The organism is Limobrevibacterium gyesilva (assembly GCF_025989185.1).
Classification (GTDB): Bacteria; Pseudomonadota; Alphaproteobacteria; order Acetobacterales; family Acetobacteraceae; genus Limobrevibacterium; species Limobrevibacterium gyesilva.
This window is the reverse complement of sequence record NZ_JAPDNT010000008.1, coordinates 1-21,532: the sequence shown is the minus strand read 5'-3', so window position 1 is coordinate 21,532 and position 21,532 is coordinate 1. Positions and strand designations below refer to the sequence as shown.

Sequence of the window (21,532 nt, the reverse complement as noted above, 5' to 3'; positions counted from 1 at the left end):
TCACCTCGTGGCTGCGGACGGAAGCGTCCGCGTTGCGATCGGGATACGCGGAATGTAGCATCCATAAAACCGATATTTCCTCGATCGAAGATATCGAGAATTACGATAGGTCTGAAGCATGACCATCTCCGCCCCTGGCACACCCACCCTCGATCAGCTTCGCGTGCTCGCCGAAGTCGTCGACGCCGGCAGCTTCTCGGCCGCCGCGCGCCGGCTGAACCGGGCGCAATCCGTCGTCAGCTACAGCGTCGCCGCGCTGGAAGGGCAACTCGGCCTGCAGCTGTTCCAGCGTGGCCACCGGCGCCCGATGCTGACCGAAGCCGGGCGCGCTGTGCTGGCCGATGCGCGGCGCATCGGCCTGATGATGGACGAGCTGCGCGCCCGCGCCGCCGGGCTGACGCATGGCCTCGAATCCGAGGTGTCGCTGGCGGTGGACGTGATGTTCCCCACCGGCGCGCTGGTGGCAGCGCTGCAGGACTTCGCCGGGGAATTCCCGACCGTGGCGCTGCGCCTGCGCATCGAGGCGCTGGGCGGCGTGGTGCAGCTGGTGCTGGACGGCAGCTGCGGCCTGGGCATCAGCAGCTGGCTGGCCACGCGCTTCGATGCGCTCGACCGCCGCCAGATCGCCGCGGTCGAGATGGTGCCGGTCGCGGCCCCCTGCCATCCGCTGGTGCAGGTTCCCGCGCCAATCCCGGCCGCGGCGTTGCGCGATCATGTGCAACTGGTCCTGACCGATCGCAGCCCGCTGTCGGAGGGGCAGGATTTCGCGGTGCTCGCCCTGCGCACGTGGCGGCTGGCCGATCTCGGCGCCAAGCACGCATTGCTGCACGCCGGCCTTGGCTGGGGCAACATGCCGGAGCCGATGGTGCGCGAGGACCTGGCGACGGGCCGCCTGGTCCGTCTGGTGCTGGCCGATGCCGAGCAGCGCCCCTACCCGCTGTTCCTGATCCACCGCACCGACGCGCCGCCCGGCCCGGCGGCGTCATGGCTGGGCCAGCGGCTGAGCCGCGTGGAGGAGGCCGCCGGTTGAGCTTTCACGCCGGGACGTCCGCCAGCACATCGTTCCCGGTGTCGCCGGGCACCGTCATCATATCAAATACCGAATGAATTCTCCGGGCACCGCCTGCGGCGGGCCGGTGCGCAGCGCGATCGCCTTGTCGAGACCGTACACGATACGGAGAGGCAATCCCGCGCAAGTGCAACGATTCGTCACGGCGCTCGCCGATATCGCTGCGGCAGACTGCGTCCGCCCGATGGCAGGTTGCAAGGCACCAGTGCCGCGCCTAGGCTCGATGGCAATAGCAAAAGAACATCGCTGCAAAGGAGAGGTCCATGAAGGTCGGTGAGGCGATCGCCGAGATCCTCAAGCGGGAGGGGATCGAGATTCTGACCGGGTATCCGGTCAACCATCTGATCGAATTCGCCGCCGCCGTGGACATCCGTCCGGTGATGGTCCGTCAGGAGCGCATCGGCCTGCACATGGCCGACGCCATTTCGCGCCTGACCTCGGGCCGTACCATCGGTGCGTTCTGCATGCAGCACGGCCCCGGGTCCGAGAACGCCTATGGCGGCGTGGCGCAATGCTACGGCGAGTCCGTGCCGGTGCTGGTGCTGCCGATGGGGTACGCCAGGCGGCTCGCCCATATCGATCCGAACTTCAATTCCACCGCGGCGATGCGCAGCATCACCAAGTCGGCCGAGCCGATCATGCTGGCCTCGGAAGTGGGCAACATCTTCCGCCGCGCCTTCACCCGCCTGCGCAACGGCCGCGGCGGGCCGGTGGTGGTCGAGATCCCCTCGGACATGTGGAACGAGGAGGTGCCGGAGCCGTTCGAATACACGCCCGTGCTGACCACTCGCTACGGGCCTGATCCGGACCACGTGAAGGAAGCGGCGGCGATGCTGCTGGCCGCGAAGCGCCCGGTGATCTATGCCGGCCAGGGCATCCATTACGCCCGCGCCTGGCCGCAATTGCAGAAGCTCGCGGAACTGCTGGCCATTCCCGTGGTGACCAGCCTGGGCGGCAAGAGCTCGTTCCCGGAAACGCATCCGCTATCATTGGGCTCCGGCGGCGTGGCCATGCCGCGCACCGTGCCGCATTTCCTCAAGGCGGCGGACCTGATCTTCGGCATCGGCTGCAGCTTCACCGAATCGTCGTTCGCGGTGGCGATGCCGAAGGGCAAGACCTACATCCACGCCACGCTCGACCCCAACCACCTGAACAAGGATGTGCGGGTGCAGGTCGGCCTGGTTGGCGATGCCGGGCTGACATTGGATGCGGTCCTCGCGGAAGTCGGCAAGACCGTGACCACGCCGCGCGACGCCTCCGCCGTGGCCGCCGAGATCAAGGAGGTGCGTGCGGAGTGGCTGGCGAAATGGATGCCGAAGCTCACATCCAACGACACGCCGCTGTCGCCCTACCGGGTGCTGTGGGACCTGATGCACACGGTGGACGTGGCCAACACCATCATCACGCATGATGCCGGCAGCCCGCGCGACCAGCTCTCGCCGTTCTGGCAGGCGACGACGCCGCTGAGCTATATCGGCTGGGGCAAGACCACGCAGCTCGGCTACGGCCTTGGCCTGGCCATGGGTGCGAAACTGGTGCACCCCGACAAGCTCTGCATCAATGTCTGGGGCGACGCCGCCATCGGCTTCACCGGCATGGACTTCGAAACCGCGGTGCGCGAACGCATTCCCATCCTGTCGATCCTGCTGAACAATTTCAGCATGGCGATCGAGCTGAAGGTGATGCCCATCTCGACCGAGAAATACCGGTCCACCGACATCTCCGGCGACTACGCGGCGATGGCGCGCGCCTTCGGCGGCTATGGCGAGCGGGTGACGAGCCCCGCCGACATCATTCCCGCCATCAGGCGGGGCATCGAGCAGACACGCAACGGCGTGCCGGCGCTGCTGGAGTTCATCACCGGCAAGGAGACGGAGGTCTCGCGCCCCTGAGCATCGGGGGCGGTGAGTCTCGTACGACATCGTGACGGAGGAACGTAGAAAAATGAACATCATCACCCGACGCACCGCCCTTACGGCGGGCGCCGGCGCATTGGCGGCCGCAGCGCTGCCGGGTTTCCAGGCATCGGCCATTCCCATAGCCAATGTCGAGCCGCCGAAGCTGCCGATCGAGAAGGGCGCGACCCTGCGCGTGCTGCGGCCGACCAAGTTCGTCGAGCCGGACGAGGTGATCTTTCGCGAGAACGTCAAGAAGTTCGTCGACGCGACCGGCGTGCAGACCCGCGTGGACTTCGTGGGCTGGGAGGACCTGCGGCCGCAGACGGCGGTGGCCGCCAACACCGGCGCCGGCCCGGACGTGGTGATCGGCTGGCCGGACGATCCGCATCTCTACGCAGACAAGCTGCTGGAAGTCAGCGACGTCACCGAATATCTCGGCAAGAAATATGGCGGCTGGTATTTCCTCGCCGAGAAATACGGCAAGAAATGGGGCACCAACAACTGGATCGCCGTGCCCATGGGCGGGTCCGGCGGCCCCATCGTGTACCGCAAATCCTGGGTGAAGGAAGCCGGCTTCGACCAGATCCCGAATGATCTCGGCCAGTTCCTGAAGCTGTGCGAGAACCTGAAGAAGAACAACCACCCCTCCGGCTTCGCCCTTGGCAACGCCGTCGGCGACGCCAACGCCTACTGCAACTGGCTGCTGTGGGCGCATGGCGGCTACATAGTGGACGAGGCCGGCAAGATCGCCATCAACCGCAAGGAAACGGTCGAGGCGCTGAAATACGGCAAGGACCTGTACAAGACCTTCATCTCCGGCGTGCTGTCCTGGCAGGACCCCAGCAACAACAAGGCGTTCATCGCCGAGGATATCGGGCTCACCGCAAACGGCGTGTCGATCTACTTCGTGCTGAAGAACGACCCGAAGACCGCCCGGATCGCCGAGGACACCGATCATGCGCCGATGCCCTCGGGCCTGGTAGGCAAGTCGCCGCAATCCGCGCTGGTCCTGAACGGCATGGTGTTCAAGCACACCAAGTACCCGAATGCCTCGAAGGAGTTCCTGCGCTTCATGATGGAGCAGGAGCAGTACGAGAAATGGCTGACTGGCTGCATCGGCTACTGGGCGCAGCCGTTGAAGGCCTATGCCGAGGCCGATGTCTGGAAAAACGATCCGAAGATCGCGACCTTCCGTGACACCTGCGGCAACGAGTTCTGGAACGGCTACAAGGGTCCGATCACCGCCGCCTCGGGCGCCGTCACCGCGGACTATGTGAACGTGCAGATGTTCGCGGCCGTGAGCTCCGGCCAGGCCACGCCGGAGGAAGCCGTGAAGGAGGCCGAGCGCCGCGCCCGGCGCTACTACAAGAGCTGAACTGCGCATGGCTGCGCCCTTCCTGCGGGGAGGGCGCAACTTGCAGGCCGTTGCGACGGCGTAGCCGGACTGGAAGCTGATCCTTCGATCCTGACTGCCTTGACGCCGTGCGGGCAGCGGTTGATATACGGGCCATGTGTGTGATCATTCGGATCGTTGCCAGAACCACCAGCACCCCAAGTGGCGGGTTGCCGGGGAATCGTGCGCGCTGATCTGAGAGCGTAGCGCACGACCAGCAGGCCCCGCCGGAAACGGACGGGGCTTTTTCACGGCCTTCTCACCCCCGTCCGACGGCATAACAGACGGAGAGAATGTGCGGTGACGCAGAACATCTACGACAACGAGGAATTCTTCGAAGGGTACAGCCGGCTCGGCCGTTCGGTCGAGGGCCTGGACGGTGCCGCGGAATGGCCGGCGCTGCGGGCTTTGCTGCCGGATCTGCGCGGGCGCCGGGTCCTGGACCTCGGCTGCGGGTTCGGCTGGTTCTGCCGCTGGGCGCGGCAGAACGGCGCGGCTCACGTCCTGGGCATCGACGTTTCCGAAAGAATGCTGGCGCGGGCCAGGACTGCCACCCAGGACGTGGCGATCACTTACGCCAGGGCCGACATGGAACATCTCGAATTGCCCACGGGGTCGTTCGATCTGGTCTACAGCTCGCTTGCCCTTCACTACATCGAACGCCTGGACGCGCTCATGTCGGCAGCGCACCGCTCGCTTGTCCCCGGTGGAAGCCTGGTCTTCTCGGTGGAGCACCCGATCTTCACCGCTCCCACCCATCCGAATTGGGTCCTGGATGCCGCCGGTCGCAAGACCTGGCCCATCGACTGCTATCTGAATGAAGGCCCTCGTTCGACGGATTGGCTCGCGAAAGGTGTGATCAAGCAACACCGGACAATCGCGACCTATATGAACATGCTGCTCCGAACCGGGTTCGCCATATCCCATGTCGAGGAATGGGGCCCGACCGACGCACAGATAGCGTCGCGGCCGAACCTGGCCGATGAACGCCACCGCCCGCCGTTCCTGCTCGTGGCGGCCAGGCGCCAGGATGTTGCGCTCGGGGGTGTGGCGGACCTGGATTGATCCCGTCCACACCCCGGTCGGGAACGGCTAGGTTCCCGCGCGCTGCAGGGCCGCGACATAGCCGCGGTTCCAGGTGGGCGCGATCATCACCTCGTTGATCACCACGTGCGGCGGCAGGCAGGCGATGTAGCGGATGAGGTCGCCCACGTCCGACGACTGGACCATCTTCGCACGGTCCTCGGCGCTGACCGGAATTGGCCGCTTGTCGAGAATGGGCGTGGCGACCTCGCCCGGCAGCACCGCCGTGGAGCGGATGCCGTTCACGCATTCGGCCATGTTGATGCTGTGGCTCATCGCCACCACGCCGTGCTTGGCCGCGGTGTAGGCGGGACCGCTGAGCCCGCCGATGAACCGGCCGGCCATGCTGGCGGTGTGGATCAGCACCCCGTCCTTCTGCGCGCGCATCATCGGCAGCACGGCGGCGACACAGTAGAACGCGCTGGAGAGATTGCCGTCGATCACGGCCTCGGCGCCGGCAGGCGTGAGCTGCGACCAGTCCCGGTCCGGAATGTTCACGCCGGCATTCGCCACCAGGATGTCCAGCCGCCCGTAACGGCTGCGGATATGGTCGGCAACGCCCTGCACGGCCGCCGCCACCGTCAGGTCGCCGGGCTGCACGTCCGCCACCCCGCCGGCCGCCACGATGCGGGCCGCGACGCTCTCCAGTGGCTCCCGCCGGCGTCCGGTCAGCACCACGCTCGCGCCTTCCTCGGCCAGCGCCAGCGCCGCCGCCTCGCCGATTCCCGAGCCCGCCCCGGTCACCCAGGCGATCTTGCCCTGCAGCTTCTTCATCCGATCCTCCCCTTTTCCCCGCGCATGACTTGTGGCGTGCGCCGTCCCGTGTTGCACTGGCCTCCCAGGCGGCCGCGCCGCTTTCGGGAGGAAACATGAAAATCACCGCAATAGAAACCCTGCGCGCAGACGCGGGATGGCGGATCTTCTCGTTCCTGAAGGTCATGACCGATAGCGGCATCGTTGGCTGGTCGGAATACAATGAGAGCTTCGGCAGCGCCGGCCTCTCGAACGTGATCGAGGCCCTGGCTCCGAACCTGATCGGCAAGGACCCGCGGCCGATCGAACGGCTCGTCTCCACCCTGCATGTGCTCACGCGCCAGTCCCGCGGCGGCCTCAACCACCAGGCGATCGCGGCCATCGAGAATGCGCTGCTGGACATCAAGGGCAAGGACCTGGGCGTGCCCGTCTATGCCCTGTTCGGCGGCCCGGTGCGGGACCGAATCCCGCTCTACTGGTCACATACCGGCACCTATCGCGTGCGCAATGCGGAAATGATGGGCGTGCCGCCGCTGCGCAGCCATGACGACCTGGCGGAACATTGCGCCGATATCCGCCGGCGCGGCTTCAAGGCGCTGAAGACCAATATCCTGCCCTTCGACGGCAAGACGCTGACCTCGTTCGCCCCCGGCTTCGGCCGCAGCCCCGGCTGGCCCGAGCTGAACTGGGACAACAGCACGGTACGGGCCGCCATCGACACGCTCGCGGCCGCCCGGGCCGGCGCCGGACCCGAAATGGGACTCATGCTGGACATCAACTTCCATTTCAAGACCGAGGGCTTCCGGCGCATCGCCGACGCCGTGGCCCCGTTCGACCTGACCTGGCTCGAGATCGACACGCATGATCCGGCCGCACTGGCGCTGCTCCGCGGCAGCGCCCCCTGCCCGATCGCCTCGTACGAAACGCTGTGCCACCGGCGCGAATTCAGGCCGTATCTCGACGCCTATGCCGCCGATGTCGCCATCATCGACGTGGTGTGGAACGGATTGGCGGAATCGGTGAAGATCGCCGCCATGGCCGAGATCTATGAAGTGAACTGCGCGCCGCATAACTTCTACGGCCATCTGTGCAGCGTGATGTCGGCGCATTTCTGCGCCGCGGTGCCGAATTTCCGCATCATGGAGATCGACATCGACAGCGTTCCGTGGCGCGACGATTTCGTGACCGCCGTTCCCGTCATCGAGAACGGCGAACTGGTTCTGCCGACCCGCCCCGGCTGGGGCATCGACATCAACGAGGCGGCCGTGCGTGCCCGCCCGCCCAAAGCCTGAAGGAGGACACCATGGCCAGATTCAAGATCGCCACGCCCGCCGGCGCCAGCTTCACCGTCGACGGCGGCGGCTACGACTACGAGATGGAGGCGCTCGCCGGCCTCGATGCCGAGATCGTCGAGGTCCCCGCGACCGAGGACGGCTTCATCGCCGGCGCCCGCGATGCGGACGCGGTCTATGCCAAGGGCATGTCGTTCTCGAAGAAGATGATCGACAGCCTGGAGCGGTGCCGCGGCATCATCCTGGGCACCGTCGGCGTCGATTACGTGGACGTGGCGGCGGCCACCGCGCGCGGCATTCCCGTCACCAACTGCCCGGACACCTTCATCGAGGAAGTGGCCGATCATGCCATGACCCTGCTGCTCGCCGGCCAGCGCCGGGTGGTGGAGCAGGACCGCATGGTGCGCGAGGGCCGCTGGCGCGAAGGCCGCCCGCAACTGCTGCAGATTCCCCGCCTGATGGGAGCGACCCTGGGCTTCATCGCCTTCGGCCACGTCGCCCGCGCGGTGGCCATGCGCGCCAGGCCGTTCGGCCTGCGCATGATGGCCTATGACCCGTTCATCGAGGAGCTGGCCATGCCGCCCTATGGGGTGGAACCGGCAACGCTGGAAGAGGTGCTGCGCAACTCCGACTTCGTGTCCATGCACGCCCCGGCGACACCGGAGGCGAAGGGCATGCTGAAGGAGAAGCACTTCCGCATGATGAAGCCCACCGCCTGGTTCATCAACACCGGCCGTGGCCCCACGGTGGACGAGGCCGCCATGATCACCGCCCTGCAACAGGGCTGGATCGCCGGCGCCGCGCTGGACGTGCTGGAGCAGGAGCCGCCGCGCCAGGACAACCCGCTACTGCAGATGAACAACGTCATCCTGTCCGCCCACACCGCTTCGGCCTCGTCGCGTTTCGATCCCGCGCGCAAGCGGCGCGTCGGGCAGGAGCTTGCCCTGGTGCTGAGCGGGCGCTGGCCGATGAGTTGCGTGAACCCGACGGTGCTGGTGAAGTCCGACCTGCGCCGCTGGCAGCCGTACTCGATGGAGCGCGGCCCCAACAGCTAGCCTCTGCCCGCGAGGCCGGGGCGTCGTCCTGGCCTCGCACCTTCCCCTCACCATGGAGATGTATCGGCATGGCCGAGCCGCTCTCGCCTGCTGCCCTCGAGGCTGAATTCGACTGTCTGGTCGCCCGCGCCGGCGTCACGGTCCCCGCTGACCGCCGCGCCGGCAGCCTGGCCGCCTATGCCGATTTCCGTGCGCAACTGGCCTTGCTGCGCGGCCCGCGCACGCATACTGCCGAGCCGTCGAACGTCTTCCGCCTGACGCCGAAGGCGGGCGCCTGATGGAACAGCCCTCGATCGCCGAAGCCGGTCGCCTTCTCCGCGCCGGGCAGACCACCTCCGAAGCGCTGACCCGTGCCGCGCTGGCGCAGATCGCCCGGCACGATCCGGCGCTGAACGCCTTCATCACGCTCACCGAGTCCCGCGCCCTCGCCGACGCCAGGCGCGCCGACGCCGAGCTGAAGGCCGGCACCGATCGCGGCCCGCTGCACGGCATTCCCTATGCGCTGAAGGACATCTACGACACCGCCGGCATCCGCACGACCTGCCACTCGAAGCTGCGCGTGGACGTAGTGCCGGAGGCCGACAGCGCCGTGGCCGCACAACTGGCGCAAGCCGGCGGCGTGCTGCTGGGCAAGCTGGCGACGCATGAATTCGCCATCGGCGGCCCCAGCTTCGACCTGCCGTTCCCGCCGGCACGCAATCCCTGGAACCGCGACCACGTGCCCAGCGGCTCGTCCTCCGGCTCGGCCGTCGCGGTGGCATCGGGCATGGTGCGCATGGCCATGGGGTCGGACACCGGCGGTTCGATCCGCGCGCCCGCCGCCTATTGCGGCACGGTCGGGCTGAAGCCCAGCTATGGCCGCGTCAGCCGCCGCGGCGTGTTCCCGTTGTCCACCACGCTCGACCATTGCGGCCCGCTGACCCGCAGCGTGGAGGACGCCGCCATCACCCTGCAGGTCATTGCCGGCCATGATCCGCTGGATGCCGCCAGTGCCGACGTGCCCGTGGCCGACTACCTCTCCGGCCTGCAGCGCGGCGTGGCCGGCCTGCGCATCGGCATCCCGCGCGCCTTCTTCGCCAACGCCCAGGCGGTCACGCAGGAGGTGCTGGACGGCATCGATCGCACCGCCAACGCGCTGCGCGACGCGGGCGCCACGGTCGAAGACGTCACTTTGCCCGACTTCTCGGTGTTCAGCGCCTGCGGCCGGGTGATCATGCTGTCGGAAGCCTTCGCCATCCACGAGGCCGACATGCAATCGCGTCCGCAGGATTTCGGGGCCGTCGCCTTCCTGCGCTTCATCCTGGGCGCCACCGTGACCGGCGCCGACGTCATCCAGGCGTTGCGTCTGCGCCGCGAGCTGACCGACGCCGTGAACGCCACGCTGGATCGCTACGACGCCCTCATCACCGCCTCCGGCCTGGCGCCCGCGCCCCGCTTCGACGCCCCCGCCGAGGCTAGCGCCGCGGCCTCGCCCTTGCAGACGATCCCGTTCAACGTCACCGGCCACCCCGCCCTCAGCGTGCCCGTCGGCCTGACCGCGTCCGGCCTGCCGATCGGCCTGCAAGTGGTCGGACGCCCCTTCGACGAGGCCACCACCCTGCGCATCGGTCGCGCCGTGGAGCGGCTTACCGGATGGGAGGACATCGCCCTGCCGATGTAGGCGCAAGCCGGGCCGGGGTTCATCTTCCGCTGCGGCGGTGTACAAAGCCGCCATGAGCACCGACGCAACGGGCACCCCGGCACAGCCGCGCGTGCCGGTCTGGCTGGAGATCAGGCGCTATATCCAGGACCTGATCGCCGGGCCCGGTTACGCCCCCGGCGACCGCATCCCCTCCGAGCGCGCGCTGGCCGAGCAGCTTGCGGCCAACCGCATGACCGTGCGCAAGGCCGTCGACAGCCTGGTGGCGATGGGGTTGCTGGAGCGCAACGGCACCAGCGGCACCCGCATCACCGCCCCGCGCGTCGCCCGCCCGGTGGACGCCCACACATCCCAGGGCATCGCCCGCATCGTGCGCGCCGGCGGCGGCACCCCGGGGAACAAGCTGCTGCATTTCGAGCAGGCCCGGGCCACCGGCAAGATCGCCGAGCGCCTGCACGTGCCCGAGGGAGCCGAGCTGGTGGTGTTCCGCCGCTTGTGGACGGTGAACGACACGCCGTTCTGCATCGAGACCAGCCACCTGCCCGCCGACCGCGTCCCGGGCCTCGCCGCCGAGGACCTGATGGCCGGCCAATCGCTGTATGGCCTGCTGCACGACCGCTACGGCATCACCACCACCGGTGGCGAACGCCTGATCGGCATCGGCTTCTGCAATGACATGGAGGCCCGGCTGCTGCACCTGAAGCCGGGCGCGGCAATCCTGCTGCTGCGCCTTCTGGTGTCCGACGAGGCCGGCCGCCCGATCGAATACATGACCTCGGTCAACCACCCGCAGCTCGTGGTGTTCCGCACCACCAAGGCCGGCGCGATTTGACAGCCCGCGGTTACGGCTCGCGCACCCAAGCATAGGCGCGGCAGTCGCGCGGCTCCGGCCCGAGATTGGGATGGACGATCCAGCGGCGCAGCACGCCCTCGAATCGCAGCCCGGCCTTCTCCATGGTGCGGGCGGAGGCGACGTTGGCGACATCGCAGAACGCCCACATCCGCCAGATCTCCGCCTGGCCCGCCCCCCAGCGCACCGAGGCGGCCAGGGCTTCGGGCATGAGCCCCTGCCCCCAGTGCCGCCGCCCCAGCACGTAGCCGAAACCGAGCCGGAACGGCGTCTCGATGCGCAGGTCGATCACGCCGAGCACCGCGCCATCGCTTCGCCGCGTGAGTACGTAGGTATTCGACCGGCCGGCCTTGCGCGCCGCCTCGCAGGTCGCCAGGAAGGCTTCGGCGTCCGCCACCGAACGATGCGTCGGGAAGCTCAGGAAGCGTGTGACCTCGGGATCGGATGCATATTCCGCGAAGATGGCGGCGGCGTCGGCGGCCACCGCCTCGCGCAGCACGAGGCGTTCCGTCTCGAAGCCGGGTGGAAGGATGATGGGCATGCCCCCCGGCCGTCAGACGACGCCGACAGGCGTCGGCACCGCCTCGCCGCGGAAGAACGCCAGCAGATTGGCGATGACGAGGTCGGCGGCATCCTCGAACGTTTCGTAGGTGCCGCCGCCGCGATGCGGCGTCAGCACGACATTGTCCAGCGTGCGCAGCGCCGCCGGCACCTCCGGCTCCTGCGCGAACACGTCGAGCCCCGCCGCGGCGATGCCGCCGGTCTGCAACGCCGCGATCAGCGCCGCCTCGTCCACGATGCTGCCGCGCGCGATATTGACCAACACGCCGCGCGGCCCCAGCGCGCGCAGCACCTCGGCACCGACGAGATGCCGCGTCGCGGCGCCACCGGGGCAGGCGATCACGAGGATGTCGGCATCCGCCGCCAATGCAACGACGCTGTCCTTGCGCGCGTAGGGCACGCCGGGGACCGCGTGGCGGCTGTGGTAGCTTACCACCATGTCGAACCCCTCGGCCCGGCGCGCGATGGCCCGCCCGATGTGGCCCAGACCGAGAATGCCGATGCGCCGCCCGCTGACCCGGTGGCTCAGTGCGAACGGCCCCGCTGCCCAGGTGCCCGCGCGCACGAACCGGTCGCCGGCGGCAATCCCGCGCATCGTCGCCAGCAACAGGCCGAACGCCATGTCGGCCACGCAGGCATCGGTGACGCCCGGCGTGTTGGTCACGGTGATCCCGCGCGCCTGCGCGGCCGCCAGGTCGATCCGGTCGACGCCGGCGCCGAAGGCGGCAATCAGCCGCAAGCGCGGCAGCGCATCCATCAAGCCCGCAGTGACCGGCGCAGTGGTGATCATGGCTTGTGACTCGTCGGCGACGGCAGCCGGCGGCGGCGCGCCGGCCGCGAGCACATGCAGCCGGAAATGCCGGCGGTAGCGATCCTGGCAGGGATCCATGGGCGCGCCGAGATGGATGACGGCGGGTTTCAGCGATGCATTCATTGAGCTACCATTACGTACGACACGAGCCGTCCTTCCAATGACGAACACGGAGCAAGCGGATGAGAATCGGCGTTCCCAAGGAAATCAAGACTCACGAATACCGGGTGGGCCTGACCCCGGCCGCTGTACGCGAAGTGACGGCCAATGGCCACCAGGTGATCGTGGTGCAAGGCGCCGCCGCGGCGATCGGCTTCAACGACGACGCATACCGCGCCGCCGGCGCCACCATCGCGGCCACGGCCGACGAAGTCTTCGCCAACGCCGACCTGATCGTGAAGGTGAAGGAGCCGCAGCCGGAGGAGATCGCGCGCCTGCACCAGGGCCAGGTGTTGTTCACCTACCTGCACCTTGCCGCCGACAAGGAGCAGACCGAAGGGCTGATGCGCTCGGGCGCGACCTGCATCGCCTACGAGACCGTGACCGACCCGCGCGGCGCGCTGCCCCTGCTGGCCCCCATGAGCGAGGTGGCCGGGCGCATGTCGGTGCAGGTGGGCGCGCATTGCCTGGAGAAGGAACAGGGCGGCGCTGGCGTGCTGCTGGGCGGCGTGCCGGGGGTTGCCGCCGGCAAGGTGCTGGTGTTGGGCGGCGGCGTGTCCGGCACGAATGCCGCGCGCATGGCGATTGGGATCGGCGCCAGGGTCACCGTCATCGACCGTTCGCTGCCCCGGCTGCAGGAACTGGACCAGCAGTTCGGTGCGCGGGTACACACGCTGTTCTCCACCACCGCGGCCATCGAACAGGCGGTGATCGACGCCGACCTGGTGATCGGCGCGGTGCTGGTGCCGGGCGCGGCGGCGCCGAAGCTGGTGACGCACGACATGGTCCGCCGCATGCGCGCGGGCTCGGTGCTGGTGGACATCGCCATCGACCAGGGCGGCTGCTTCGAGACCAGCCACCCGACCACGCATGCCCAGCCCACCTACGTCGAGGAAGGCGTGGTGCATTACTGCGTCACCAACATGCCCGGCGCCGTGGCGCGCACCTCCACGCTCGCGCTGGGCAACGCGACGCTGCCCTTCGTCATGGCGCTGGCCAACAAGGGCTGGCGGCAGGCCCTGATCGACGATCCGTATCTGTGCGCCGGACTGAACGTGCATGCCGGCGTGGTGACATACCACGCCGTGGCGCAGGACCTCGGGCTGCCGTACAGGCCGGCGGCGTCGGTGCTGGGAGTCTGACGGCGAGACCAGGGGCATTTGCCCCTGGCCCCAGACAAGGCCGGCCGCGCATTCACGCAGTACGCGCGGCCCTCACTTGCGATCGTATGGAAAATACGGCGGGTGCTCGCCGATCGCCGTCATGTCCACTTCCACCAGCGACGGCCCGCGCGTCGCCAGCGCCTGCGCCACGGTGGCCCCGAATGCGTCGGCCTGCCCGACCTTGAACGATGGGATGCCGGCCAATGCGGCGAGCTGCTGCAGGTCGGGCGCCAGCAGGTCGCCGTAGAAGCGGCGGCCGCCGTACAGCGCGTCCTGGATGTGCTTGATCACGCCGTAGCCGCGATCGTTCATCACGATCACCACCATGTCCGTGTTCTCCTGCACCGCCGTCCACAGCTCGGTCATGTTCAGGAAGAAGCCGCCATCCCCGGTCATCACCACGGTCTTGCGGCCATTCGCGCCCAGCGCGGCGCCGATGCCGAGTTGCAGGCCCAGGCCGATGCCGGCGCCGACCGGATAGACGTTGTCGCGGGGCCCGTATAGCGGGAATAGCCGGTTGCCCCAGGTGCTGTTGTTGATGGTGATGTCGCGCACCCACACCGCGTCGCGCGGCAAGACCACCCGCAACTGCGCCGGAAAGCTCTCATACGGGCCCAGCGTTGAGCGAAACGCTGCCTGGGCGCGCTGCTTCATCGCGGCGAATTCGCCGGGAAATGACGGATCGACGCGCAATCGCCCCTTGAGCCGTTGCAGCAGGCCGTCGAGCGCCAGCGCGGCATCGCCGTGGACGAAGAAGCGGGTGGGATAGGTGCGGCCCTCGGCGGCGGGATCGACATCGATCTGCAGCAGGTTCTCCGGCAGCTTCACCGAGAACTCGCCGGTTTCGTGCCCGCGCAGCCGCGAGCCGGCCACCAGCATCAGGTCGGATGACTGATAGAAGGCCTCCACCTCCGGCGCGCCATTGCCGTTGAGCCCGCCGAGATTCATCGGATGATCTTCCGGCACCACGCCGCGCCCGGCCCAGCTCGTGACCATGCCGAAGCCGAGATCCAGCAAGCCCTGTGCGGCGGCGCCGGCATCGCGCGCGCCGTTGCCCAGCCACAGCAGCGGCCGGCGTGCGTTGGCCACGCGCTCGGCCAGTTCGTCGAGGGCGGCTGCGGCTGGCTGCACCCGTGGCGGCAGCGGCAGCACGAAATGGTCGAAGGCCGCGGGGCGCTCGATGGGCGTGCGCTGGATGTCGATCGGCACCTCGACGCTGACGGGTCCGCATGGCGGAGTCAGCGCGGTCACGGCCGCCTCGGTCAGCACGCCCAGCGCCTGCTGCGCCGAACGCACGCGGAATGCGGCCTTGGACACCGCGCGCAGCATGCCGAGCTGGTCCGGCACGTCGTGCACCGTGCCCATGCCGCGATCGACGAACTTCGTCGCGGTCTGGCCGGTGATGTGCAGCACCGGCGACCCCGCGAACCCCGCTTCCACCAGCCCCGCCACGGCATTGGCGGATCCCGGGCCGGTGCTGCTGAACAGCACCCCCAGCCCGCCGGTCACGCGGGCATAGCCGTCGGCCATGTGGCCCGCGCCGAGCTCGCCCCGCGCCATCACGAAGCGGATGGCGTTGCGCCGGCCGATGCCGTCGAGCATCGGGATGTTGTGCACGGACACGACGCCGAACGCCGTGGTCACGCCGCACAGGCCAAGGAACTCAGCCACCAGGTCGCCGACGTTGTAGCTCATTGCTTCCTCCCGGAACGTGTCGCCCGCTCGTTGATGCGGGGCGCGTCAGACGATGTTGCGCTCGACCAGCTTGCGCCCTTCCACCAGCCGCGAGAGCGCCAGCGGCGACAGATCGAGGGTGGTGAAGCTGCCATCGGCGATCAGCTCGGCGACACCCCGCCCCACCGCGGGCGAGTGCTGCATGCCGTGGCCACTGAAGCCGGTGGCGAAGATCACGTTGGGCGTGGCGGGGTGCGGCCCCACGACACCGTTGTGGTCGAACAGGTTGAGCTCGTAATAGCCGGCCCAGGAGCCGGTGATCTTCAGCCGCTCCAATGCCGGGACGCGCTCGGCCAGCACCGGCCAGATGCGCTCGTGGAACATGGTCTCGTCCACCTCCAGCGGCGGCTCGTCGGGATCGTCTTCGCCGTCGCCGGGCGAGCGGCCGCAGATGAAGCCGGCGCCTTCGGGCCGCAGCCAGATGCCCGTGGGATCGATCAGCAATGGGCAGTCCGGCAGCTTGTCGGGGCAGGCGATCACGAACACCATCCGCTTACGCGCGCGCACCGGCAGGTCGATGCCCAGGAACGACGCCACCCGCGCCGACCACGGACCCGCTGCGTTCACGGCGAGGTCGCAGGCCAGGACCGTGCCGTCCGGCAGCCGCACGCCGGTGACACGCCCGCCCGCCTGCTCGAAGCCGGCCGCATCCTGCGCCACATAGGTCACGCCCAGCGAGCGCGCCTTGCGCCGGAAGGCCTGCAGCAGGGCCGGGCCGTCGAACCACCCCTCGCGGGACAGGCCGAGCGAGCCGGCCACGACCCCGTCCGTCGAGAGCCACGGGAACCGGGCCTTGAGAGCGGCCGGCTCCAGCAGCGCCACATCCGCGCCCGCCGCCTTCTGCACCTCGTGGTTGGCACGCAGCACGGCCATGCCGGCTTCGGAGGCCAGGAACAGATAGCCAGGCAAGCGCAGGCCCAGTTGCGGCCGGTCGCCCTCCACCGCCAGCGCGTCGGCGGCATTGCGCAGGAACGCCAGCCCGAACTGCGACATCGCGATGTTCAGGGGCGTGGAGAACTGCTCGCGGATCGAACTGGCCGACAGCGACGACGACGCCATGCTGTAGGTGGGATCCCGCTCGACAACAGTAACACTGCCACGGAAACGCGGATGCACCGCGAGGTGATAGGCGATCGAGCTGCCGATCGCGCCGCCGCCGACAATGACGATTTTCTGCATGACAGTCCTAATAGGATTTCGGAAGGCCCAGCACGCGCTCGGCGATGTAGCACAACACCAGTTGCGGGCTGACCGGGGCGATGCGCGGGATCATCACTTCGCGCAGGAAGCGCTCGACATGGTACTCCTTCGCATAGCCGTAGCCGCCATGCGTCATCACCGCCTGCTGGCACGCCTTGAACCCGGCTTCGCCCGCCAGGTATTTCGCGGCATTGGCCGCCGCGCCGCAGGGGCGTCCGGTATCGTATTGCCACGCCGCATTCATCACCATCAGGCGCGCGGCTTCCAGTTCCATCCAGTTCTCCGCAAGCGGATGTTGGATCGCCTGGTTCTGGCCGATCGGGCGGCCGAACACCACCCGCTCTTTCGCATAGGCCGTGGCACGCGCCAGTGCCGCGAAGCCCAGCCCCACCGCCTCGGCGGCGATCAGCACGCGCTCGGGATTGAGGCCGTGCAGGATGTATTCGAAGCCCCGTCCCTCCTCGCCGATCAGATCGTCCTCCGGCACTTCCAGCCCGTCGAAGAACACCTGGTTCGAGTCGACGGACTTGCGGCCCATCTTCTCGATCTCCCGCACCTCCACGCGGCTGCGATCGAGCGTCGTGTAGAACAGGCTGAGGCCCTGGGTGGATTTCCGCACCTGCTCGATCGGCGTGGTGCGCGCCAGCAGCAGCATCTTCCCGGCGACCTGCGCGGTGGAGATCCACACCTTCTGCCCGTTCACCACGTAGCGGTCGCCGCGCTTCTCCGCGCGCGTCGTCAGATGTGTGGTGTCGAGGCCGGCGTTCGGCTCGGTCACCGCGAAGCAGGCCTTCTCGCGGCCCGCGATCAGCGGCGGCAGCATGCGGCGCTTCTGCGCGTCGCTGCCGAACACGACGACAGGATTGAGGCCGAAGATGTTGATATGCACCGCCGACGCGCCGCTCATGCCGGCACCCGACTCGGCGATCGCCTGCATCATGATGGCGGCCTCGGCCAGGCCGAGCCCGGCGCCGCCATATTCCGCGGGCATGCAGATGCCCAGCCAGCCGTCGCGCGCCAGCGCCTGATGGAAATCCGACGGAAAACCGCCGTGGCGGTCGCGTTCCAGCCAGTACTCGTCGCCGAAGCCGCGGCAGATCCGGGCGACCGCCTCGCGCAGGGCTTCCTGCGCATCCGTCAGCGCGAAATCCATCATCCTATCCCAGCGAAAGCAGCCCAGAGCCGCGAGGGACGCGGATCACATATTCGTTATAGATACACTTCGACATGATACTGTGCCACTGCCGGCGCGCCGCGCCGTGGCGGCAGGGTTGATCCGGGGCAAGGTCGGTGGGTATGTGGCACAATTCTTGCGCGCTTCCATGCTTCTGGCGTGACCTGATCTGGTGCATCCTGCCGGGGTGATCGCGCAACAACAAGGAGACCTCTCATGGTCGACGGTGCCCTGATCGACAAACTCAAGCGGGCGGCCTCACGCCGAAGCGTGCTGACCGCGGGCCTCGCCGGGGCGGCCGCACTGACCGGCCTCGCGGGCGCCAGCCGCCCGGCGCGGGCGGATACGCTGGCCGAGGTGAAGAAGCGCGGAGAGCTCGTCTGCGCCACCGAGATGGAATTCGCGCCGTTCGATTTCCTGGTGAACAAGGTCTATACTGGCGTCGATCGCGACCTGATCGACGAGGTCGGCAAGGATCTGGGGGTGAAGGTTTCCTATCTCGACCTGCCCTGGACCAGCGTGCTGCCCGGCCTGGAAGCCAGGAAGTTCGATTTCGTCATCGCCCCCGTCACCATCACCGCCGAGCGCCTGAAGCGCTATTCCTTCACCGTGCCCATCGCCGAGGCGACCGTGGCGCTGATGAAGCGCAAGAACGACAGCAGCATCACCAAGCCGGAGGACATCGCCGGCAAGACGGTGGGCGCCCAGAAGGGCACGGCGCAACTGGCGCAATTGCAGGAGTTCGCAAAGACCCTGCCGAAGCCGGTGAATGTCAAGGAATACGTGGACAATAACCAGGCCTATGCCGACCTCGCGGCGGGGCGGACGGACGCCGCGGTGGGCTCGTATCCCAACCTCGCCTATGCCGCCGCCCAGCGCGCGGACGCCTTCGCCATGGTCATGCCGCCCTTCGGCAAGCCCACCTATTTCTCCTGGGTCGGCCGCCTCGGCGACGAGGACCGCTCGTTGACCGATGCGATCAGCGCGTCGCTGGTGAAGATGCAGGATGACGGGCGAATGGCGGCGATCCAGAAGAAATGGTTCGGCGCCGCGAGCCCGCTGCCCAAGACCGTGCCCGCCCCGCAGGTCTGACCCGCCGCATCCGATCGCCCAAACCGGCCCCCCTGCACGCGGGGGCCGGCATTGCCGGAACACCCATGAAGCTTCAGGTGACGCTCGACGCCTTCCCCTATCTGCTGGAGGCGGCGGGCACGACGTTGTGGATCTCGCTGCTCGGCATCGCGCTGGGCCAGGTGATCGGGGCGGCGGTGTGCCTCTGCCGGGTGTCGCCGCTGCGCCCGCTGGCGCGGTTCGGCGCGGTGTATGTCAGCTTCTTCCGCGGCGTGCCGCTGCTGGTGCAGCTGCTGCTGGTCTACTATTTCCTGCCCTATGTCGGCATCGACGTGCCGCCGCTGGTGGCCGCCATCGGCTCGCTGGGCCTCGCGTCGGGCGCCTATGTCTGCGAGATCTTCCGCGGCGCGCTGACCGCGGTGCCGAAGGGCCAGGCCGAGGCCGCCCAATCCCTGGGCTTTCCACCCGCCGCCATCTGGCGCCGCATCCTGCTGCCGCAGATGCTGCGCATCTCCCTGCCCGCCTTGGTCAACGAGCTGATCCTGCTGCTGAAGGCCTCCTCGTTGATCTCCGTCGTCGGCGTCACCGAGCTCACCCGCAGCAGCCACACTTTCGCCGCCTCCACCTATCACCCGCTGGAGATCTATCTGACGGCGGCTTTCATCTACCTCCTGATGAATCTCTGCCTCGCGGCGGCCGGCGCGATGGCCGAGCGACGGCTGGCGGCGGGCTGAGCCGATGGATTTCGCGCTCTACCTTCGCTACGGCCCCGCGCTCGCCAGCGGCTTCGCCGTCACCCTGTTGTGCTGGTTCGGGGGTGCCGCGCTGGGCCTCGCGCTGGGCTTCGTCGTGGCCCTGCTGCAGCGCCTGTCTTTCGCGCCGCTGCGCTGGCTGACGCGGACGTATATCGAGGTCGTGCGCGGCACCCCCTTCCTGGTGCAGCTTTTCGTCCTCTACGACGGCGGTCCGTCTTTCGGCCTGCGGCTGGATGCCACCAGTTCCGGCATCCTCGCCCTGGGCATCTACGGCAGCGCCTATTTCGCCGAGATCTTCCGTGCCGGCTTCAACGCGGTTCCGCCGGGCCAGGTCGAGGCCGCGGCCAGCCTGGGCATGGCGCCCTTCACCATCCTGCGCCGCATCCGCCTGCCGGTGATGCTGGTGGCAATCGTGCCGGCGCTGACCAACATGCTGATCATTCTGAGCAAGGAGACCGTGGTGCTGTCGATCATCACCGTTCCGGAGCTGATGTACCAGATGCAGACCATGGCCGCCGAAACCTTCGCCGCGTTCGAAACCATCCTGGCCATGGCCATCCTCTATTGGATCATGGTCGAGCTGGTCGCCCGGGCCGGCCGCGTGGTCGAGCGCCGGGTCACCGCCTTCATGACGGGGGCCGCATGAACGACGCACCGATGATCGAGATGCGCGGCGTCTCCAAGAGCTTCGGCACGCTGCGCGTGCTGGACGGCATCGACCTCACCGTGGACCGCTCGGAAGTCGTCTGCCTCATCGGCCCCAGCGGCTCCGGCAAGAGCACCCTGCTCCGCTGCATCAACTTCCTGGAGAGCTACGACACCGGCGAGGTCCGCGTGGAAGGCCGCCTCGTCGGCTATGTCGAAGGCAACGGGCGGCGGCGCATGCCCGACCGTGCGCTGCGCGAGATCCGCCGCGGCATCGGCATGGTGTTCCAGCACTTCAACCTGTGGCCGCACATGACCGCCCTGGGCAACGTGGCCGAGCCGCTGATCCGCGTGCGCGGGCTCGCCGCCGCAGAAGCCGGGCTGCGCGCCCGCGCCATGCTCGGGCGCGTCGGGTTGGCCGACAAGGAAGGCGAGTATCCCGCGCGCCTCTCCGGCGGCCAGCAGCAGCGCGTCGCCATTGCCCGCAGCCTGGCGATGGAGCCGCGGCTGATGCTGTTCGACGAGCCGACCTCCGCGCTCGACCCCGAGCTGGTCGGCGAGGTGCTGCAGGTGATGCGCGACCTCGCCACCGAGGGCATGACGATGATGGTGGTGACGCACGAGATGGGGTTCGCCGCCAACGTCGCCGACCGCATCGCCTTCCTCGACCGCGGCCGCATCATTGCCTACGGTCCGCCGCGGCACGTCCTGCACGAGAGCACGGAGCCGCGGCTGCGCCAGTTCCTGCAGACCTACCACGAACGCAACAACTTCTAGGCAACGCGGCATGACCTCGCATTCGGGCCCCATCACCATCGACCAGGCCCACACCCGCGCAAGCCTCACCTTCGACCGGCTTATCCCGGCCTTGCGTGACGCCTTCATCGCCGGCGCCGAAGTGCCGTTGCGCCATCGCCACATCCTCGAGGAGGCCCACGGCACGCTGCTGCTGATGCCGGCCTGGCAGGGGCGGCGCGCCATGGGCGTGAAGATCGTCACCGTCTATCCCGAGAACGGGAAGCTTGGCCTGAACTCGGTCTTCTCCACCTACCTGCTGTGCGACGGCGCCACCGGCCAGCACCTCGCCCTGATCGACGGCAACGAGATCACCGGCCGCCGCACCGCCGCCGCCTCGGCGCTGGCGGGATCGTATCTGGCGCGGCCGGATGCGGCGTCGCTGCTGATCGTCGGCGCCGGCCACGTCGCCGGCATGATGGCCGACGCCTA

At 68.3% G+C, this 21,532-nt stretch carries 20 protein-coding genes and 1 pseudogene; 15 read left to right on the top strand and 6 right to left on the bottom strand.

The annotated features are described in order from the left end of the window. Positions 1-118 precede the first annotated feature (118 nt). From OL599_RS12175 to OL599_RS12160, 4 genes are all read left to right on the top strand, one after another. Complete coding sequence (locus OL599_RS12175) at positions 119-1,030, top strand: LysR family transcriptional regulator (RefSeq protein ID WP_264714041.1); 912 nt, start codon at positions 119-121, stop codon at positions 1,028-1,030. A gap of 281 nt (positions 1,031-1,311) precedes the next feature. After that, positions 1,312-2,961, top strand: coding sequence for a thiamine pyrophosphate-requiring protein (locus tag OL599_RS12170; RefSeq protein WP_264714179.1), 1,650 nt, complete (start codon positions 1,312-1,314; stop codon positions 2,959-2,961). Between the two features lie 52 nt (positions 2,962-3,013). Then, on the top strand, positions 3,014-4,342 hold the full coding sequence (locus tag OL599_RS12165; protein ID WP_264714040.1) for an ABC transporter substrate-binding protein: 1,329 nt from the start codon (positions 3,014-3,016) through the stop codon (positions 4,340-4,342). Between the two features lie 318 nt (positions 4,343-4,660). Next, positions 4,661-5,425: a class I SAM-dependent methyltransferase gene (locus tag OL599_RS12160; protein ID WP_264714039.1), complete on the top strand. Its 765-nt coding sequence runs from the start codon at positions 4,661-4,663 to the stop codon at positions 5,423-5,425. 27 nt (positions 5,426-5,452) lie between these two features. Here OL599_RS12160 and OL599_RS12155 read toward each other — a convergent pair whose 3' ends face one another. Continuing rightward, positions 5,453-6,217 (bottom strand): SDR family oxidoreductase, encoded by a 765-nt coding sequence (locus tag OL599_RS12155; RefSeq protein ID WP_264714038.1) that lies wholly within the window; start codon positions 6,215-6,217, stop codon positions 5,453-5,455. Positions 6,218-6,312: 95 nt separating this feature from the next. On the opposite strand from OL599_RS12155, the gene OL599_RS12150 reads away from it, so the two are divergent. The 5 genes from OL599_RS12150 to OL599_RS12130 all read left to right on the top strand — a co-directional run bounded on the left by OL599_RS12150 (position 6,313) and on the right by OL599_RS12130 (position 11,014). Continuing rightward, entirely contained in the window at positions 6,313-7,488 is a 1,176-nt protein-coding gene (locus tag OL599_RS12150; protein ID WP_264714036.1) for a mandelate racemase/muconate lactonizing enzyme family protein, read from the top strand. 11 nt (positions 7,489-7,499) lie between these two features. Next, entirely contained in the window at positions 7,500-8,543 is a 1,044-nt protein-coding gene (locus OL599_RS12145) for a C-terminal binding protein (protein WP_264714035.1), read from the top strand. A gap of 68 nt (positions 8,544-8,611) precedes the next feature. Then, on the top strand, positions 8,612-8,821 hold the full coding sequence (locus OL599_RS12140; protein ID WP_264714034.1) for a hypothetical protein: 210 nt from the start codon (positions 8,612-8,614) through the stop codon (positions 8,819-8,821). Next, positions 8,821-10,203, top strand: coding sequence for an amidase (locus tag OL599_RS12135; protein WP_264714032.1), 1,383 nt, complete (start codon positions 8,821-8,823; stop codon positions 10,201-10,203). The genes OL599_RS12140 and OL599_RS12135 overlap by 1 nt, the downstream gene beginning before the upstream one ends. A 52-nt stretch (positions 10,204-10,255) precedes the next feature. Continuing rightward, positions 10,256-11,014 (top strand): GntR family transcriptional regulator, encoded by a 759-nt coding sequence (locus OL599_RS12130; protein WP_264714031.1) that lies wholly within the window; start codon positions 10,256-10,258, stop codon positions 11,012-11,014. Between the two features lie 10 nt (positions 11,015-11,024). Here OL599_RS12130 and OL599_RS12125 read toward each other — a convergent pair whose 3' ends face one another. Beyond that, entirely contained in the window at positions 11,025-11,573 is a 549-nt protein-coding gene (locus tag OL599_RS12125) for a GNAT family N-acetyltransferase (RefSeq protein ID WP_264714030.1), read from the bottom strand. A gap of 12 nt (positions 11,574-11,585) precedes the next feature. Next, a complete protein-coding gene (locus tag OL599_RS12120) occupies positions 11,586-12,527 on the bottom strand; it encodes a 2-hydroxyacid dehydrogenase (RefSeq protein WP_264714029.1) in 942 nt (313 codons plus the stop codon). A gap of 59 nt (positions 12,528-12,586) precedes the next feature. On the opposite strand from OL599_RS12120, the gene ald reads away from it, so the two are divergent. Further along, positions 12,587-13,705: an alanine dehydrogenase gene (ald, locus tag OL599_RS12115; protein ID WP_264714028.1), complete on the top strand. Its 1,119-nt coding sequence runs from the start codon at positions 12,587-12,589 to the stop codon at positions 13,703-13,705. Positions 13,706-13,777: 72 nt separating this feature from the next. On the opposite strand, the gene OL599_RS12110 is transcribed toward ald, so the two are convergent. Genes OL599_RS12110 through OL599_RS12100 form a run of 3 tightly spaced genes read right to left on the bottom strand, consistent with a single transcriptional unit; the run spans position 13,778 to position 17,813 of the window. Next, positions 13,778-15,421: a thiamine pyrophosphate-binding protein gene (locus tag OL599_RS12110; protein ID WP_264714027.1), complete on the bottom strand. Its 1,644-nt coding sequence runs from the start codon at positions 15,419-15,421 to the stop codon at positions 13,778-13,780. Positions 15,422-15,466: 45 nt separating this feature from the next. Beyond that, positions 15,467-16,639 carry an NAD(P)/FAD-dependent oxidoreductase gene (locus tag OL599_RS12105; protein WP_264714025.1) on the bottom strand — a complete coding sequence of 391 codons (1,173 nt, stop codon included), beginning with the start codon at positions 16,637-16,639 and terminating at the stop codon, positions 15,467-15,469. 7 nt (positions 16,640-16,646) lie between these two features. Beyond that, positions 16,647-17,813: an acyl-CoA dehydrogenase family protein gene (locus OL599_RS12100; RefSeq protein ID WP_264714023.1), complete on the bottom strand. Its 1,167-nt coding sequence runs from the start codon at positions 17,811-17,813 to the stop codon at positions 16,647-16,649. Positions 17,814-18,050: 237 nt separating this feature from the next. Here OL599_RS12100 and OL599_RS12095 point away from each other — a divergent pair, with 237 nt between their 5' ends. The 5 genes and pseudogenes from OL599_RS12095 to OL599_RS12075 form a co-directional block, all read left to right on the top strand. Then, a complete protein-coding gene (locus tag OL599_RS12095; protein ID WP_264714022.1) occupies positions 18,051-18,926 on the top strand; it encodes a transporter substrate-binding domain-containing protein in 876 nt (291 codons plus the stop codon). A 65-nt stretch (positions 18,927-18,991) separates the two neighbouring features. Continuing rightward, positions 18,992-19,639 (top strand): amino acid ABC transporter permease, encoded by a 648-nt coding sequence (locus OL599_RS12090; protein ID WP_264714021.1) that lies wholly within the window; start codon positions 18,992-18,994, stop codon positions 19,637-19,639. Positions 19,640-19,643: 4 nt separating this feature from the next. Further along, complete coding sequence (locus tag OL599_RS12085) at positions 19,644-20,306, top strand: amino acid ABC transporter permease (RefSeq protein ID WP_264714020.1); 663 nt, start codon at positions 19,644-19,646, stop codon at positions 20,304-20,306. After that, positions 20,303-21,082, top strand: a complete 780-nt coding sequence (locus OL599_RS12080) for an amino acid ABC transporter ATP-binding protein (RefSeq protein ID WP_283949676.1) — start codon at positions 20,303-20,305, stop codon at positions 21,080-21,082. Before OL599_RS12085 ends, OL599_RS12080 begins: the two co-directional genes overlap by 4 nt. Positions 21,083-21,092: 10 nt before the next feature. Further along, positions 21,093-21,532, top strand: a pseudogene (locus OL599_RS12075) (ornithine cyclodeaminase family protein); the annotation flags it as partial.